We start from the raw sequence: 15298 nt of genomic DNA on the forward strand, positions 1-15298 counted from the left end.
ATCATATAACTCTAGGCCCGCATGAGGCTTAGGGCGTGAGAGGTGAGATTTTATATGCAAACAACCATTCAACCCAAGTACAATGTAACGAAGGTAACCTGCGCTTGCGGCAACACTTTTGAAGCCGGCTCGACAGTACAGGAGCTTCGCGTCGAAATTTGCTCAAGCTGTCACCCGTTCTTCACCGGTAAGCAGAAGTTCCTGGATGCCGGCGGACGTGTGGACAGATTCAAGAAGAAATATGGCATCTAATATTGCACAGTTGATTTTTGCCTGTCTGTAAGCTATACTTATCTTCGCCGTGCTAGACGGGGAGGTAGCGGTGCCCTGTAACTCGCAATCCGCTGTAGCGAGGTTGAATTCCTGTTAGAGGTGCTGTCGATGTGAGGCCTTGGTTCCTATGGGCTGTGTTGACGGTTGGGTCCTCCGCAATGAGTGCTTGTGAACCTGGTCAGGTCCGGAAGGAAGCAGCCATAAGCGAGTTTGCTCTTGTGCCGGAGGGTGGCCTAGCCCGAGCAGTTTTGTAGGGTTACCGCTTGGATCGCAGCCATCAATAACAGGTGCACGGTTTAAATAAGGATGATGATAGCGTCTTTGCTACAAGCAAAGACGCTTTTTGTTTTTCTAGGTATGCTAGTTATTGTTCCTGCTCTGGCTGTTATCCTTCCTTATCGGATGGTGAGCCGCTTCTGCTTGGTCAAAGACTTGGGAATATAGTATAATAAATTAGCGACAAATGCCGGAAAGCGGCAGCCTGAGAGAGGGTAATGCATAGTGGAACATATCGCGCTGTACCGTGCCTGGCGGCCGCAGTCGTTTCAAGATATGGTAGGGCAGCAGCATATTATCCAGACGCTGCAGAATGCGATCCGTGAACAGCGGGTTTCGCATGCCTATCTGTTCAGCGGACCGCGGGGGACCGGTAAGACGAGTGCGGCCAAAGTATTGGCCAAGGCAGTCAATTGCGAGCGGGGCCCGGGTCCTGAGCCCTGTAATGAGTGTCCGTCCTGTCTGCGGATTACGGCAGGCAACATCATGGATGTCCAGGAGATAGATGCGGCATCCAACCGGGGCGTTGAAGAGATTCGCGATCTGCGGGATAAGGTGAAATATGCACCTACCGAAGTACGCCGTAAAGTGTATATTATTGATGAAGTGCATATGCTGACAACAGAGGCATTCAATGCCCTGCTGAAGACGCTCGAAGAGCCTCCGCAGCATGTGATGTTTATACTGGCGACCACAGAGCCGCACAAGCTGCCGGCTACGATCATCTCGCGTTGCCAGCGGTTTGACTTCCGACGGGTCTCGCTGGAGGAACAGACGGGCCGCCTGACAGAGATTTGCCAGAAGGAAGGCATTACAGCAGATGCAGATGCTCTCCAGTATATCGCCCGCCTGTCTGACGGCGGGATGCGGGATGCGCTTAGCATTCTGGATCAGATCTCTTCCTTCACTGACGGGAATGTGACCTATCAGCAGGTGCTGGGCATGACCGGGGGCATCCCCTCCGAGCAGTTCGCGCGTCTGGCGAACGCTATTCTTGAGAGTGACATGGGGCAGCTGCTGGAGCTTGTGGAGCAGATGATGCATGAGGGTAAGAGCGCAGATAAATGCCTGGAGAATCTTCTGTATTATTTCCGTGATTTACTGATGATCAAGATGGTGCCTGGAGCGGATCAGCTAACCGACCGCGTGTTGAATCCGGCCGATTTCCGCGATATGGCCAAGGCGTTTACCCGTGACCGGTTATTCCTGATTGTGGAGACGCTGAGCCGTTATCTGGGAGAGATGAAGTATGCTACACATCCGCAAACCATATTCGAGGTAGCGCTGATGAAGCTGTGCAGTGGTCCGCAGGATGCTGCTGCTCCGTCTGCAGGCGATCCGGCAGAGAGTTCTGCCGCGTCTTCAGCCGCGAATAGTTCTCCGCAGGTACAGTCCAGTGAGCTGGATCAGCTTAGACGGCAGATTGCCGCACTGGAGAAGAAGCTGGAGCAGGCTATTCAAGCTGGCGGAGTTGCCGGCGGCGGGCGTGAGCAGGCAGCCCAGCGCACTGCCCCGCCAAGCGCTCCGCGCGTATCCTCAGCCTCGAAGCTCCCCCCGCAGCTGGATAAGTTTATTGCGGGTAAGGACAGTCCTGATTTTAGCGCGGTCTATAAGCAGTGGAGTCTTGTTCTTCAGGGTGTGAAGGAAGAGAAGGTTACGGTACATGCGTGGTTTGTGGACGGTGAGCCTGTGGCGGTGATGGAGGATGCCGTGCTGGTTGCCTTCAAGAATACCATTCACCGGGATACCACCGAGAAGCCTGCGAACCGTCAGGTCATCGAGAACGTAATGAATGCCAAGCTGGGCAAGCCGTACCGGCTGGTTACTATGATGATGCGCGACTGGAATGAAGCGGCGACGAAGTCTGCGGCCTCGGCCGGAACAGAGGAGCTTCGTCTGGAGCATGAGCATGAGAGCGGCGAAGGCAAGTCCGAACCATGGATTGATGAGGCGATCCAGCTCTTTGGAGAAGACCTTGTTGTCATAAAAGAATAAGGATTCAGCTATCAGCGCAGAAGTGCGCATCCTAAAGGAGAGATGAAGTATGAATAATATGAACCAAATGATGAAGCAGGTTAAGAAGATGCAGGAGCAGATGCTAAAAGCCCAGGAAGAGCTGGGCAGCAAGACGATTGAAGGTTCTTCCGGCGGCGGCGTGGTTACCGTTCAAGTGAACGGACACAAGAAATTGCTGTCCATTCAGATCAAACCGGAGGTTGTTGATCCGGAGGATATCGAAATGCTGCAGGATCTGGTGATCACTGCTGTTAATGATGCTCTTACCCAGGCAGAAGAGTTGGCGAACAACGATATGGGTAAATTCACAGGCGGAATGAAGATTCCTGGCTTGTTCTAGGCTTACTCCACTCCCTGCCAAAGGAGAACCGATACTTTGTATTATCCAGAACCGCTAGCCAAGCTGATAGAAGCTTTTACACGTTTGCCCGGGATTGGTCCGAAGACAGCTGCCCGGCTGGCCTTTCATGTGCTTAACATGAAGGAGGATGAGGTGATTGATTTCGCCAAAGCCCTGGTCAGCGTCAAGCGTAATCTTCATTACTGCTCGGTCTGCTGCAACATAACGGATACCGACCCGTGCCGGATCTGCCAGGACAAAACCCGCGATGCTTCGGTAATCTGTGTGGTTCAGGACTCGAAGGATCTGGTGGCTATCGAACGAACCAAGGAATTTGACGGCTATTATCATGTGCTCCAGGGTGCAATCTCGCCGATGGAAGGCATAGGGCCGGATGATATAAGGCTGAAGGAACTGCTAACCAGACTCAGCGATGAGCGGGTGAAGGAGCTGATTATGGCGACCAACCCCAACATTGAAGGGGAAGCCACGGCCATGTATATCTCGCGTCTTGTCCGTCCTTTTGAGATTAAGATCACCAGGATAGCCCATGGCTTGCCTGTAGGCGGCGATCTTGAGTATGCGGACGAGGTAACCCTGTCGAAGGCGCTGGAAGGCCGTCGTGAGCTGTTCTGAGTGTTGTGCTGTTGTATTATAAGTGTAGGGAGCCCTCGGGCTCCTTTTTTTAATTTCGGAAGAACCGCTGATACGCTGTTAAAAGTTCTGCTAAGACCCCGCTCCCGGTTCTAAGTTTGTCCCTATTCCGATATGTATGAGATTAACGGGTGTGAATCATGGTTGCATCTGCAGTTATTCATATAACTTAGGAGGGATTGCAATGGGTTGGTGGAGTACCAAGTGGCTGAGCGGGAATACGGATAAGGCAAAGGCAGTGGAGACGGAAGAGGAATGGGGCACGGTGTACCAAGAGGTGCGTAAAGCGCAGTCTGAATGGGAGCGGGCTTACCTGATGTTTGATGAGGCACTGGGCCAGGATCAGATTGATTATGCGATCTATATTCTTGAGGCGGCTGAACGTAAATATCAGATACATCTTAAGGATGCCAAGCGGCTGGGGCTTAACCGGAGCCAGCTGCAAGTATGAACAGACCGAGTCTGCGAGGAGGAGAACGATGCTAAGAACTGTTGCTATGGGTGTACTGATTATATCTGCAGCGCTGCTGGTCCTGATTGTATTCAGGAAAAGACTGGGCTGGGCCTGGCTGAGTGTATTTGGAACCCATCTTATTTTGGCGGCGCTCGGCATTTATATCATCAATTTCTCAGGAGTTGTAAATGATCTGCACATTCCGCTTAACCCAACAACCATAGGTGCTGTGACCATTCTTGGGCTGCCGGGAGTGGTGCTATTATTGGGTTTAAAATTAACTTTGTTTTAAAGGTTGACGAAGGCTCCTGATTCATGATACATTAAGTCTCGGCCCTTTGGACAGGAGATCTTCGGATCACTTGCTGGAAGCTAAAGCGAAAAAAGAAATTAAAAAAACGCTTGACTGAAACAAGGGTGCTGTGATATATTATAAAGGTCGCTGCTGAGACAAACATCAACGACAAAAGATGAGACATTGATCTTTGAAAACTGAACAACGAGTGAGTGGGAAATCACTTCGGTGAGATCCAAAAATGAGAATGTAAATTCTCGTCAGATGTTTCAAAATGAGCAATCGCTCTTTCTAAATACCAATTTGGAGAGTTTGATCCTGGCTCAGGACGAACGCTGGCGGCGTGCCTAATACATGCAAGTCGAGCGGAGTTTGAAAGGAAGCTTGCTTCCTTTCAAACTTAGCGGCGGACGGGTGAGTAACACGTAGGCAACCTGCCCTCAAGCCTGGGATAACTACCGGAAACGGTAGCTAATACCGGATAATTTCTTTCTTCTCCTGAGGAGAGAATGAAAGGCGGAGCAATCTGCTGCTTGGGGATGGGCCTGCGGCGCATTAGCTAGTTGGTGGGGTAACGGCCCACCAAGGCGACGATGCGTAGCCGACCTGAGAGGGTGAACGGCCACACTGGGACTGAGACACGGCCCAGACTCCTACGGGAGGCAGCAGTAGGGAATCTTCCGCAATGGGCGCAAGCCTGACGGAGCAACGCCGCGTGAGTGATGAAGGTTTTCGGATCGTAAAGCTCTGTTGCCAGGGAAGAACGTCCGGTAGAGTAACTGCTACCGGAGTGACGGTACCTGAGAAGAAAGCCCCGGCTAACTACGTGCCAGCAGCCGCGGTAATACGTAGGGGGCAAGCGTTGTCCGGAATTATTGGGCGTAAAGCGCGCGCAGGCGGTTATTTAAGTCTGGTGTTTAAACCTTGGGCTCAACCTGAGGTCGCACTGGAAACTGGGTGACTTGAGTACAGAAGAGGAAAGTGGAATTCCACGTGTAGCGGTGAAATGCGTAGATATGTGGAGGAACACCAGTGGCGAAGGCGACTTTCTGGGCTGTAACTGACGCTGAGGCGCGAAAGCGTGGGGAGCAAACAGGATTAGATACCCTGGTAGTCCACGCCGTAAACGATGAGTGCTAGGTGTTAGGGGTTTCGATACCCTTGGTGCCGAAGTTAACACAGTAAGCACTCCGCCTGGGGAGTACGGTCGCAAGACTGAAACTCAAAGGAATTGACGGGGACCCGCACAAGCAGTGGAGTATGTGGTTTAATTCGAAGCAACGCGAAGAACCTTACCAGGTCTTGACATCCAACTAACGAAGCAGAGATGCATCAGGTGCCCTTCGGGGAAAGTTGAGACAGGTGGTGCATGGTTGTCGTCAGCTCGTGTCGTGAGATGTTGGGTTAAGTCCCGCAACGAGCGCAACCCTTGACTTTAGTTGCCAGCAGGTTGAGCTGGGCACTCTAGAGTGACTGCCGGTGACAAACCGGAGGAAGGTGGGGATGACGTCAAATCATCATGCCCCTTATGACCTGGGCTACACACGTACTACAATGGCCGGTACAACGGGAAGCGAAGCCGCGAGGTGGAGCCAATCCCAGCAAAGCCGGTCTCAGTTCGGATTGCAGGCTGCAACTCGCCTGCATGAAGTCGGAATTGCTAGTAATCGCGGATCAGCATGCCGCGGTGAATACGTTCCCGGGTCTTGTACACACCGCCCGTCACACCACGAGAGTTTACAACACCCGAAGTCGGTGGGGTAACCCGCAAGGGAGCCAGCCGCCGAAGGTGGGGTAGATGATTGGGGTGAAGTCGTAACAAGGTAGCCGTATCGGAAGGTGCGGCTGGATCACCTCCTTTCTATGGAGAATCGTTTCCTGCAACGGAAACATTCAAATCGGAAGCGTAAGCTTCCACAATAGAACCTTCGGGTTCGGACACTCACTCGTGTTCAGTTTTGAAAGATCAAGTCTCTTTCGTATGCGTTTGGTGGCGATAGCGGAGGGGTTCCACACGTACCCATCCCGAACACGACCGTTAAGCCCTCCAGCGCCGATGGTACTTGGACCGAAGGGTCCTGGGAGAGTAGGACGCCGCCAAGCGAACAATCAATTTATTGATTGCTTCACTACTGTAAGTTTTGTTATATGGGCTTTTAGCTCAGTTGGTTAGAGCGCACCTCTGATAAGGGTGAGGTCGGTGGTTCGAGTCCACCAAGGCCCACCATATAACACTTATGAATTGAATACCTATTTGGGGCCATAGCTCAGCTGGGAGAGCGCCTGCCTTGCAAGCAGGAGGTCAGCGGTTCGATCCCGCTTGGCTCCACCAAAACTTCTTTACAAAAGTATATGCAAGAACTTGATCCTTGAAAACTGGATACCGAAACGAATTTGCGTTTTAGAACATTCCTTTAAGCTGAACTTGTGTAAACAAGTTTTGAATTAATGGCGATGCTACGATGATCTTGATGGGAATACAGACGTTGAAGAAATTCATTGTCCGATAGTTTCCTGACGGAAAAATCGAGGTTAAGCTACTAAGAGCACACGGAGGATGCCTAGGCGCCAGGAGCCGACGAAGGACGTGGCGAACAACGAAACTGCCTCGGGGAGCTGTAAGCAAGCTTTGATCCGGGGGTGTCCGAATGGGGAAACCCAGCTGTGGTAATTCGCAGTTACTCGTATCTGAATACATAGGATACGCAGAGGCAGACCAGGGGAACTGAAACATCTAAGTACCCTGAGGAAGAGAAAACAATAGTGATTCCGTCAGTAGCGGCGAGCGAACGCGGAACAGCCTAAACCAAGAGGCTTGCCTCTTGGGGTTGTGGGACGTCTCACATGGAGTTACAAAGGAATATGGTAGGCGAAGAGGTCTGGAAAGGCCCGCGATAGAGGTAAAAGCCCTGTAGCCGAAATGGTATTCTCTCCGAGACGGATCCCGAGTAGTGCGGGGCACGTGAAACCCCGTATGAATCCAGCAGGACCATCTGCTAAGGCTAAATACTACCTGGCGACCGATAGTGAAACAGTACCGTGAGGGAAAGGTGAAAAGCACCCCGGAAGGGGAGTGAAATAGAACCTGAAACCGTGTGCTTACAAAAAGTCAGAGCCCTTTCTATGGGTGATGGCGTGCCTTTTGTAGAATGAACCGGCGAGTTACGTTTAACATGCAAGGTTAAGGTGAGAAGCCGGAGCCGCAGCGAAAGCGAGTCTGAATAGGGCGACTAAGTATGTGGACGTAGACCCGAAACCGTGTGATCTACCCCTGTCCAGGGTGAAGGTGCGGTAACACGCACTGGAGGCCCGAACCCACGCATGTTGAAAAATGCGGGGATGAGGTGGGGGTAGCGGAGAAATTCCAATCGAACTCGGAGATAGCTGGTTCTCCCCGAAATAGCTTTAGGGCTAGCCTCGGTGAATGGAGTGGTGGAGGTAGAGCACTGATTGGGTGCGGGGCCCGCAAGGGTTACCAAGCTCAGTCAAACTCCGAATGCCATTTACTTCTTGCCGGGAGTCAGACAGTGAGTGCTAAGATCCATTGTCAAAAGGGAAACAGCCCAGACCATCAGCTAAGGTCCCCAAGTGTGTGTTAAGTGGGAAAGGATGTGGAGTTGCACAGACAACCAGGATGTTGGCTTAGAAGCAGCCACCATTGAAAGAGTGCGTAATAGCTCACTGGTCGAGTGACTCTGCGCCGAAAATGTAACGGGGCTAAACACACCACCGAAGCTATGGCTAGATACTTTGTATCTGGGGTAGGGGAGCGTTGTATATACGTTGAAGGTGTACCGTAAGGAGCGCTGGAGAGTATACAAGTGAGAATGCCGGTATGAGTAACGAAAAGATCAGTGAGAATCTGATCCGCCGAAAGCCCAAGGTTTCCTGAGGAAGGCTCGTCCGCTCAGGGTAAGTCGGGACCTAAGGCGAGGCCGAAAGGCGTAGTCGAAGGACAACAGTTTGAAATTACTGTACCACCGTAATCCGCTATGAGCGATGGGGTGACGCAGGAGGGTAGTGACGCGGACTGATGGATGTCCGTCTAAGCAGTGAGGCTGGTGTGTAGGCAAATCCGCACACCGTAAGGCTGGGCTGTGATGGGGAGCGAAAATTACAGTAGCGAAGGTCATGATCTCACACTGCCAAGAAAAGCCTCTAGTCAGGAGAAGGTGCCCGTACCGCAAACCGACACAGGTAGGCGAGAAGAGAATTCTAAGGCGCGCGGAAGAACTCTCGTTAAGGAACTCGGCAAAATGACCCCGTAACTTCGGGAGAAGGGGTGCCTCGGTAGGGTGAATAGCCCGAGGGGGCCGCAGTGAAAAGGCCCAAGCGACTGTTTAGCAAAAACACAGGTCTGTGCGAAGCCGTAAGGCGAAGTATACGGGCTGACGCCTGCCCGGTGCTGGAAGGTTAAGGGGAGCGGTTAGGAGCAATCCGAAGCTGTGAACCGAAGCCCCAGTAAACGGCGGCCGTAACTATAACGGTCCTAAGGTAGCGAAATTCCTTGTCAGGTAAATTCTGACCCGCACGAATGGCGTAACGACTTGGGCGCTGTCTCAACGAGAGATCCGGTGAAATTTTAATACCTGTGAAGATGCAGGTTACCCGCGACAAGACGGAAAGACCCCATGGAGCTTTACTGCAGCTTGATATTGAATTTGGGTACGATCTGTACAGGATAGGTGGGAGCCGTGGAGGCAGGAGCGCAAGCTTCTGCGGAGGCGCCGTTGGGATACCACCCTGATCGTATCTAGGTTCTAACCTAGTGCCCTTATCGGGTACGGGGACCGTGTCAGGCGGGCAGTTTGACTGGGGCGGTCGCCTCCTAAAGAGTAACGGAGGCGTTCAAAGGTTCCCTCAGAATGGTTGGAAATCATTCGCAGAGTGCAAAGGCATAAGGGAGCTTGACTGCGAGACCTACAAGTCGAGCAGGGACGAAAGTCGGACTTAGTGATCCGGTGGTACCGCATGGAAGGGCCATCGCTCAACGGATAAAAGCTACCCTGGGGATAACAGGCTTATCTCCCCCAAGAGTCCACATCGACGGGGAGGTTTGGCACCTCGATGTCGGCTCATCGCATCCTGGGGCTGAAGTAGGTCCCAAGGGTTGGGCTGTTCGCCCATTAAAGCGGTACGCGAGCTGGGTTCAGAACGTCGTGAGACAGTTCGGTCCCTATCTGTCGTGGGCGCAGGAAATTTGAGAGGAGCTGTCCTTAGTACGAGAGGACCGGGATGGACGTACCGCTGGTGCATCAGTTGTTCCGCCAGGAGCATGGCTGAGTAGCTACGTACGGACGGGATAAGCGCTGAAAGCATCTAAGCGTGAAGCCCCCCTCAAGATGAGATTTCCCAGTATGTAAGACCCCTTGAAGACGACGAGGTAGATAGGTTGGAGGTGGAAGTGCAGCAATGCATGGAGCTGACCAATACTAATCGGTCGAGGGCTTATCCAAAATTTCTATCACGCAGATTCGTTTCGGATTCAGTTTTCAGGAATTAATTTCCTGTGCGGATTTACATGGCTACCATTAATTTGGAGAGATACCCAAGTGGCTATAAGGGGACCCTCTGCTAAGGGGTTAGACTGCGTAAGCGGTGCGAGGGTTCGAATCCCTCTCTCTCCGCCATTATAAATCCAATACTTGTAGTGTGGCGGCGTAGCTCAGCTGGCTAGAGCGTACGGTTCATACCCGTGAGGTCGGGGGTTCGATCCCCTCTGCCGCTACCATACATACCCGGAGGCTTAGCTCAGCTGGGAGAGCATCTGCCTTACAAGCAGAGGGTCGGGGGTTCGAACCCCTCAGCCTCCACCATTTTTATTTTTTGAAGATCTAATACCTTACACCGTGCCGGTGTAGCTCAACTGGTAGAGCAACTGACTTGTAATCAGTAGGTTGGGGGTTCAAGTCCTCTCGCCGGCACCATTTTTACAACTAATTGTGGAACCGTGGTGTAGTTGGCCTAACATGCCTGCCTGTCACGCAGGAGATCGCGGGTTCGAATCCCGTCGGTTCCGCCATTTTTTTGTTTTTAGGCTTTTTTCATGGCTCGGTAGCTCAGTCGGTAGAGCAAAGGACTGAAAATCCTTGTGTCGGGGGTTCGATTCCCTCCCGCGCCACCATACATGGAGGCTTAGCGAAGTGGCCAAACGCATCAGACTGTAAATCTGCTCACGTACGTGTTCGGTGGTTCGAATCCATCAGCCTCCATCCCTTTTTAGGAGCCATTAGCTCAGTTGGTAGAGCACCTGACTTTTAATCAGGGTGTCGAAGGTTCGAGTCCTTCATGGCTCATCTTAAGCCAAACGGTCATCACTTTTGAGTGGTGGCTTTTTTTGTATTTTGATACATGATTCAAGCATGCTCATAAGCGCAAATTCCGCATTTTACAGCAAAATATGATAAAATAAGCGAAAAAAGCAAAAGTGGTGGAGAATGGTGATGATGGATAGTGAGGGTTTGCGTCAAAAATTGGAGCAACTCACCGGAAAGAGGACCGGAATCAAACAGCTGGGCAGGCAGCATTCCGCTTCACTTTTTGGCATAGGTACGGACAAGGATCAGGAATTGCCGGTCATTCATGAGGGATATCTGTGGCTTCCCCTCTATGAGAATGATGGCCGTGTTACAGCAGTGTGGGTGGAGACAGAGGGGCTGTCTCCGCTCGAATTGCAGCTGGTGAATTATGCTGGGCGCAATTTTGCGGTAGCACTGAAGGCAACCGGATTCAAGGAAGAAGGAGAGATGGAGGCGAGGCAGCTTAGCGGATGGCTGAACGCTCAACTGGAGCAGGAGAAGGACGATGCGGAGATCCCGGATGAAATCTCACTGAAGGGCCGGCTGTTCGGGGATATGATTCCCTTCATGCTGGTAAGTGAGAATGTTCATAATCCGCAAATGACGTATCGCTCCTTAATGAAGCTGCTGCGCAGTTATTTTGAGAATGATGTATTGCTGGTTCCCCTGCAGGATAAGGAATGGTTAATTTTAGCCCGTAAGGAACTCCTCACAGGCGGAGATGATAAAGAGGATGAGGAAGAGAGTGCTGAGGATTTGCTGTCACAGACTTCTATGGGGTTACATGAACTGATTGCCAGCGAGTGGGTTGGCGTCTTTCATCTCGCGGTCTCTCCTGCCATTATTCCGGTTAAAGGTCTGACAGGAGCTGTGGCCTTGCTGCGGGAGACTATTCTTCTTGGACGCATCTTCCAGGTAGGGGATTATATTCATCTGCCGTGGGAGCTGCACATGGAGCGGCTGGTTAACAGTATTCCGGATGACCGGCGAAGACAGCTGCTGGGCCAGATCGGTGATTACACGGCGGTACTGGCGGATAAGGAAATGCTGCTGACGCTGGAGACTTTCTTTGAAATGGACTGCAATGTTAGTGAAACCGCCAAAAAACTGTACATTCACCGTAACACTCTGCTCTACAGGCTGGACAAAATCAAACAGGAGACAGGGGCTGATGTCCGCAGCTTCGGGGATGCCGCTATTGTGAAGCTTGCCATGTTATTGTATAAAGTGACGAAAAGAAAATAGGTTTTTTGTGAACCTTGCAAATAGCCATGAGGTCGGCTGTGGGGTAAGATAAGTGTACAAGAAAGCGTTTGATTTTCTATTCCAATAATAGACTCGAGGGGGAAATACAATGGCAGGCGTACGTTTAGAGCATATTTTCAAAAAATACCCGGGTTCCGATAAAGCAACAGTAATCGATATCAATCTTGATATTAAAGATAAGGAATTCCTCGTACTGGTTGGTCCTTCCGGTTGCGGTAAATCCACAACCCTGCGTATGATCGCTGGTCTGGAAGAAATCTCTGAAGGTAAAATGTACATTGGTGACCGTGTAGTGAATGACGTTGCTCCTAAAGACCGTGATATCGCGATGGTATTCCAATCCTACGCCTTGTACCCGCACATGAGTGTATATCAGAACATGGCTTTCGGTCTGAAACTGCGCAAAGTGAAGAAAGAAGAAATCGACAAGAAAGTACGCGAAGCAGCGAAAATCCTGGATATCGAGCACTTGCTGGATCGTAAACCTAAGGCACTGTCCGGTGGTCAACGTCAACGTGTCGCTCTAGGCCGCGCTATCGTCCGTGATCCACAAGTCTTCTTGATGGATGAGCCTCTTTCCAACTTGGATGCTAAACTTCGTGGTCAAATGCGTGCTGAAATCACTAAGCTGGTTAAGCGTCTTGAAACCACTTGTATCTATGTAACGCATGACCAGACAGAAGCCATGACGATGGGTGACCGTATCGTAGTTATGTACGATGGTATCATCCAGCAGGCAGCTTCCCCTGAAGAACTGTACAATGAGCCTACGAACCTGTTCGTAGCCGGATTTATCGGTTCCCCTACCATGAACTTTATCAACGGTACTCTTTCCGAATTGAACGGCGCTGTCCGTTTCCGTGCAGAGAATCTTGATGTTGAAGTTCCAGGCGGCAAAGCTACAATCCTGCGTAACAAAGGCTTCATCGGTAAAGATGTAATCATGGGCGTTCGTCCAGAAGACATTCATGAAGAGCCAGTATTCCTGGAAGCTTCCCCTAACACAATTTTCACTTCGATGGTTGATGTTACGGAAAACCTTGGTCATGAAATGCTCCTCTACTTGAGCGGTCTTGGCAATAACACTGTAATTGCGCGTGTAGATGGACGTTCCACTACCCGTGAAGGCAGCAAGCCTAGATTGGCCATTGACATGAACAAAGTCCACATCTTCGATAAAGAATCCGAACTTAACGTTCTGCTGGGATAAGATCTCTGCAGGGTGAACATAGTTTATAATGAAGAAAGCCGCCTGGTTAGGCGGCTTTTTCTTGTAATGATCATGGTGGAATGGAATGATAACCGCTGGGGTTAAGATTGCATTCACTGGCATAATCCATTAAGATAGCAGGAGAATTACCTGTAGCTGGAATGGATAAAGATGTAACCGGTATGCGGGGAAGCGGCATGAGCCGCGGGTGACGAAAGGACGGACATATATGGCTAAGAAGGTAAAAGTATCAGAATTGGTGCAGCATTTTCAATTAGAGGTAGTATCCGGACATGAAGGTCTGAAGAGACCGATTACAGTGGATGATTTGAACCGTCCCGGGCTGGAAATGGCCGGTTATTTCGAATATTATCCGGAAGAACGTGTGCAGCTACTAGGCAAAACAGAGCTGGCTTTTTTCTCTATGCTCTCAGAGGAAGAACGGAAAAGCCGGGTACGCGGTATCTGTAACGACAATACCCCGTGCATCGTCATTACCCGCGCGCTGGATGTTCCCCAGGAGCTTGTAGACATCAGCAACGAGAAGGGACTTCCTGTGCTGCGCAGCTCGATGGCGACGACGATTTTCTCAAGCAGACTGACCAGCTTTCTTGAGGGCAGACTGGCACCGACAGCAACAATTCATGGTGTTCTCTGTGATGTGTATGGAGTAGGGATGCTGATTACAGGTACCAGCGGCATTGGTAAAAGTGAAACCGCGCTGGAACTGGTTAAACGCGGTCATCGTCTGATTGCCGATGATGCGGTGGAAATTCGCCAGACTTCGGATAATCAGCTTCATGGTACCGCACCGGAATTGATCCGTCACCTGCTGGAGATCCGCGGCGTCGGGATTATTAATGTTATGACGCTGTTTGGGGCAGGCGCTATCCGTAATCATAAGCGGATTACTCTGGTGGTCAGACTGGAAGCCTGGCAGCAGGACAAGCAGTATGACCGTCTGGGACTGGATGAGGAGACTACACGGATTATTGATACCGATGTGCCGCTGGTTACTATCCCTGTCCGTCCGGGACGTAACCTCGCTGTCATTATCGAGGTGGCAGCGATGAATTACCGGCTCAAGCAAATGGGCTTCAATGCCGCGCTGCAATTTACGAATAAACTTACCGCCACCATCTCTGAAGATATGGATGATCTGGATTAGGAGTGTGAGAGCATGTTTTATTCACTAGCGATTGACCCGATTGTCTTCTCGATTGGTTCTCTGCCGGTTCACTGGTATGGCCTGATTCTGGGTCTTGGCGCGCTTACCGGGCTGTTCCTGTGTATTCAAGAAGGCAAACGCTTCAACATTCCACAGGAGTTCTTCATGGATATGCTGCTGCTGGGCTTGCCATCGGCTATTATTGGGGCGCGTCTATATTTCGTAGCTTTCAAGTGGGAAGACTATAAGGATAACCTGCTCGATATCTTCAAGGTCTGGAATGGCGGTATTGCGATTTATGGCGCCTTAATCGGTGCGATTATCTGCGCGATTATTTACTTCCGCTATAAAGGCTACCCGTTCTGGCGTATCGTTGATATCTGTGCTCCGGGACTGCTTGCCGGCCAGATGATCGGCCGCTGGGGAAATTTCATCAACCAGGAAGCCTATGGCGGCGTGGTAGAGGAATCGTTCCTGCGGGATAAGCTGCATTTGCCGGACTTTATCGTTAATCAAATGTACATAGGGGATGCTTTTCACCATCCGACCTTCCTGTACGAATCACTCTGGAGTCTGTTGGGCATTTTGCTCCTCTTGGTGCTGCGCCGCCAGAAGTTCGTACGTGCCGGAGAAATCTTCATGTCTTACTTCATCTGGTACTCCATCGGCCGCTTCTTCATTGAAGCTCTGCGTACGGACAGCCTTGCCTTTGACGGCAGCAGCGGTGTGGCATCCTTCATTAACGGGCTATGGAGTCCGATGAAGTGGATGGGCTTCGAGCAAGGATATCTTGATCCGGCTTACGGAAATATCCGTATCTCTCAACTGCTCGCGCTGCTCATTATTGTAGCTGCCATTGCGCTGATTATTGTACGGCGGGTAAGCGGTCAGCCGAAGGATCATTACATGGACCCGATCATCAGCACCAAACCGGCGGCAGCGGATGCTGTGGTTCCAGAGAGTGCTGCTAATACGCCTCAGAAGCCTTCTCAGCCTGTTCAGCCGGTGGAAGATCCCTCTGAAGATAAGGAAACAAAGGAGTAATAC

The 15298-nt window shown here is 51.1% G+C and carries 10 protein-coding genes, 10 tRNA genes, 3 rRNA genes and 1 other RNA gene; all 24 read left to right on the forward strand.

What is annotated here, in order from left to right:
• Positions 1 to 54 precede the first annotated feature (54 nt).
• Positions 55 to 252: a 50S ribosomal protein L31 gene (rpmE, locus tag NSS83_RS20405; RefSeq protein ID WP_036698887.1), complete on the forward strand. Its 198-nt coding sequence runs from the start codon at positions 55 to 57 to the stop codon at positions 250 to 252.
• A 47-nt stretch (positions 253 to 299) separates the two neighbouring features.
• An RNA gene (gene ffs / locus NSS83_RS20410) (signal recognition particle sRNA large type) lies at positions 300 to 568 on the forward strand.
• Between the two features lie 206 nt (positions 569 to 774).
• Positions 775 to 2544, forward strand: coding sequence for a DNA polymerase III subunit gamma/tau (dnaX, locus tag NSS83_RS20415; protein WP_341183110.1), 1770 nt, complete (start codon positions 775 to 777; stop codon positions 2542 to 2544).
• Positions 2545 to 2593: 49 nt separating this feature from the next.
• The gene (locus NSS83_RS20420) at positions 2594 to 2905 is read left to right on the forward strand and encodes a YbaB/EbfC family nucleoid-associated protein (protein ID WP_036698884.1); all 312 of its coding nucleotides are present in this window, start codon (positions 2594 to 2596) and stop codon (positions 2903 to 2905) included.
• 36 nt (positions 2906 to 2941) lie between these two features.
• The gene (gene recR, locus NSS83_RS20425; protein ID WP_036698882.1) at positions 2942 to 3541 is read left to right on the forward strand and encodes a recombination mediator RecR; all 600 of its coding nucleotides are present in this window, start codon (positions 2942 to 2944) and stop codon (positions 3539 to 3541) included.
• A 202-nt stretch (positions 3542 to 3743) separates the two neighbouring features.
• Entirely contained in the window at positions 3744 to 4010 is a 267-nt protein-coding gene (locus NSS83_RS20430) for a DUF2508 family protein (protein ID WP_341183109.1), read from the forward strand.
• Positions 4011 to 4038: 28 nt separating this feature from the next.
• Positions 4039 to 4305: a pro-sigmaK processing inhibitor BofA family protein gene (locus NSS83_RS20435; protein ID WP_341183108.1), complete on the forward strand. Its 267-nt coding sequence runs from the start codon at positions 4039 to 4041 to the stop codon at positions 4303 to 4305.
• 303 nt (positions 4306 to 4608) lie between these two features.
• Positions 4609 to 6169, forward strand: a 16S ribosomal RNA gene (locus NSS83_RS20440).
• Between the two features lie 125 nt (positions 6170 to 6294).
• A 5S ribosomal RNA gene (gene rrf, locus NSS83_RS20445) occupies positions 6295 to 6411 on the forward strand.
• Between the two features lie 47 nt (positions 6412 to 6458).
• Positions 6459 to 6535: transfer RNA gene (locus tag NSS83_RS20450), tRNA-Ile, on the forward strand.
• Positions 6536 to 6564: 29 nt separating this feature from the next.
• Positions 6565 to 6640 (forward strand) — tRNA-Ala (locus tag NSS83_RS20455).
• A gap of 198 nt (positions 6641 to 6838) precedes the next feature.
• Positions 6839 to 9764: ribosomal RNA gene (locus tag NSS83_RS20460) — 23S ribosomal RNA — on the forward strand.
• The 16S, 23S and 5S rRNA genes sit together here with 10 tRNA genes alongside, the layout of an rRNA operon.
• An 82-nt stretch (positions 9765 to 9846) precedes the next feature.
• Positions 9847 to 9938 (forward strand) — tRNA-Ser (locus NSS83_RS20465).
• 24 nt (positions 9939 to 9962) lie between these two features.
• Positions 9963 to 10039 (forward strand) — tRNA-Met (locus NSS83_RS20470).
• A 9-nt stretch (positions 10040 to 10048) separates the two neighbouring features.
• Positions 10049 to 10124 (forward strand) — tRNA-Val (locus tag NSS83_RS20475).
• A gap of 35 nt (positions 10125 to 10159) precedes the next feature.
• Positions 10160 to 10235 (forward strand) — tRNA-Thr (locus tag NSS83_RS20480).
• Between the two features lie 17 nt (positions 10236 to 10252).
• Positions 10253 to 10330: transfer RNA gene (locus NSS83_RS20485), tRNA-Asp, on the forward strand.
• A gap of 26 nt (positions 10331 to 10356) precedes the next feature.
• A tRNA-Phe gene (locus NSS83_RS20490) sits at positions 10357 to 10432 on the forward strand.
• A 5-nt stretch (positions 10433 to 10437) separates the two neighbouring features.
• Positions 10438 to 10520: transfer RNA gene (locus tag NSS83_RS20495), tRNA-Tyr, on the forward strand.
• 11 nt (positions 10521 to 10531) lie between these two features.
• Positions 10532 to 10604: transfer RNA gene (locus NSS83_RS20500), tRNA-Lys, on the forward strand.
• A 165-nt stretch (positions 10605 to 10769) separates the two neighbouring features.
• Positions 10770 to 11852 carry a helix-turn-helix domain-containing protein gene (locus NSS83_RS20505; RefSeq protein ID WP_341346361.1) on the forward strand — a complete coding sequence of 361 codons (1083 nt, stop codon included), beginning with the start codon at positions 10770 to 10772 and terminating at the stop codon, positions 11850 to 11852.
• Between the two features lie 109 nt (positions 11853 to 11961).
• Positions 11962 to 13083 (forward strand): sn-glycerol-3-phosphate ABC transporter ATP-binding protein UgpC, encoded by a 1122-nt coding sequence (ugpC, locus tag NSS83_RS20510; RefSeq protein WP_340750364.1) that lies wholly within the window; start codon positions 11962 to 11964, stop codon positions 13081 to 13083.
• A 229-nt stretch (positions 13084 to 13312) separates the two neighbouring features.
• Positions 13313 to 14251 (forward strand): HPr(Ser) kinase/phosphatase, encoded by a 939-nt coding sequence (hprK, locus tag NSS83_RS20515; protein WP_036726232.1) that lies wholly within the window; start codon positions 13313 to 13315, stop codon positions 14249 to 14251.
• Positions 14252 to 14263: 12 nt separating this feature from the next.
• A complete protein-coding gene (lgt, locus tag NSS83_RS20520; RefSeq protein WP_341346362.1) occupies positions 14264 to 15295 on the forward strand; it encodes a prolipoprotein diacylglyceryl transferase in 1032 nt (343 codons plus the stop codon).
• Positions 15296 to 15298: the final 3 nt, after the last annotated feature.

Source organism: Paenibacillus sp. FSL H3-0469, from assembly GCF_038051945.1.
GTDB lineage: Bacteria > Bacillota > Bacilli > Paenibacillales > Paenibacillaceae > Paenibacillus_AQ.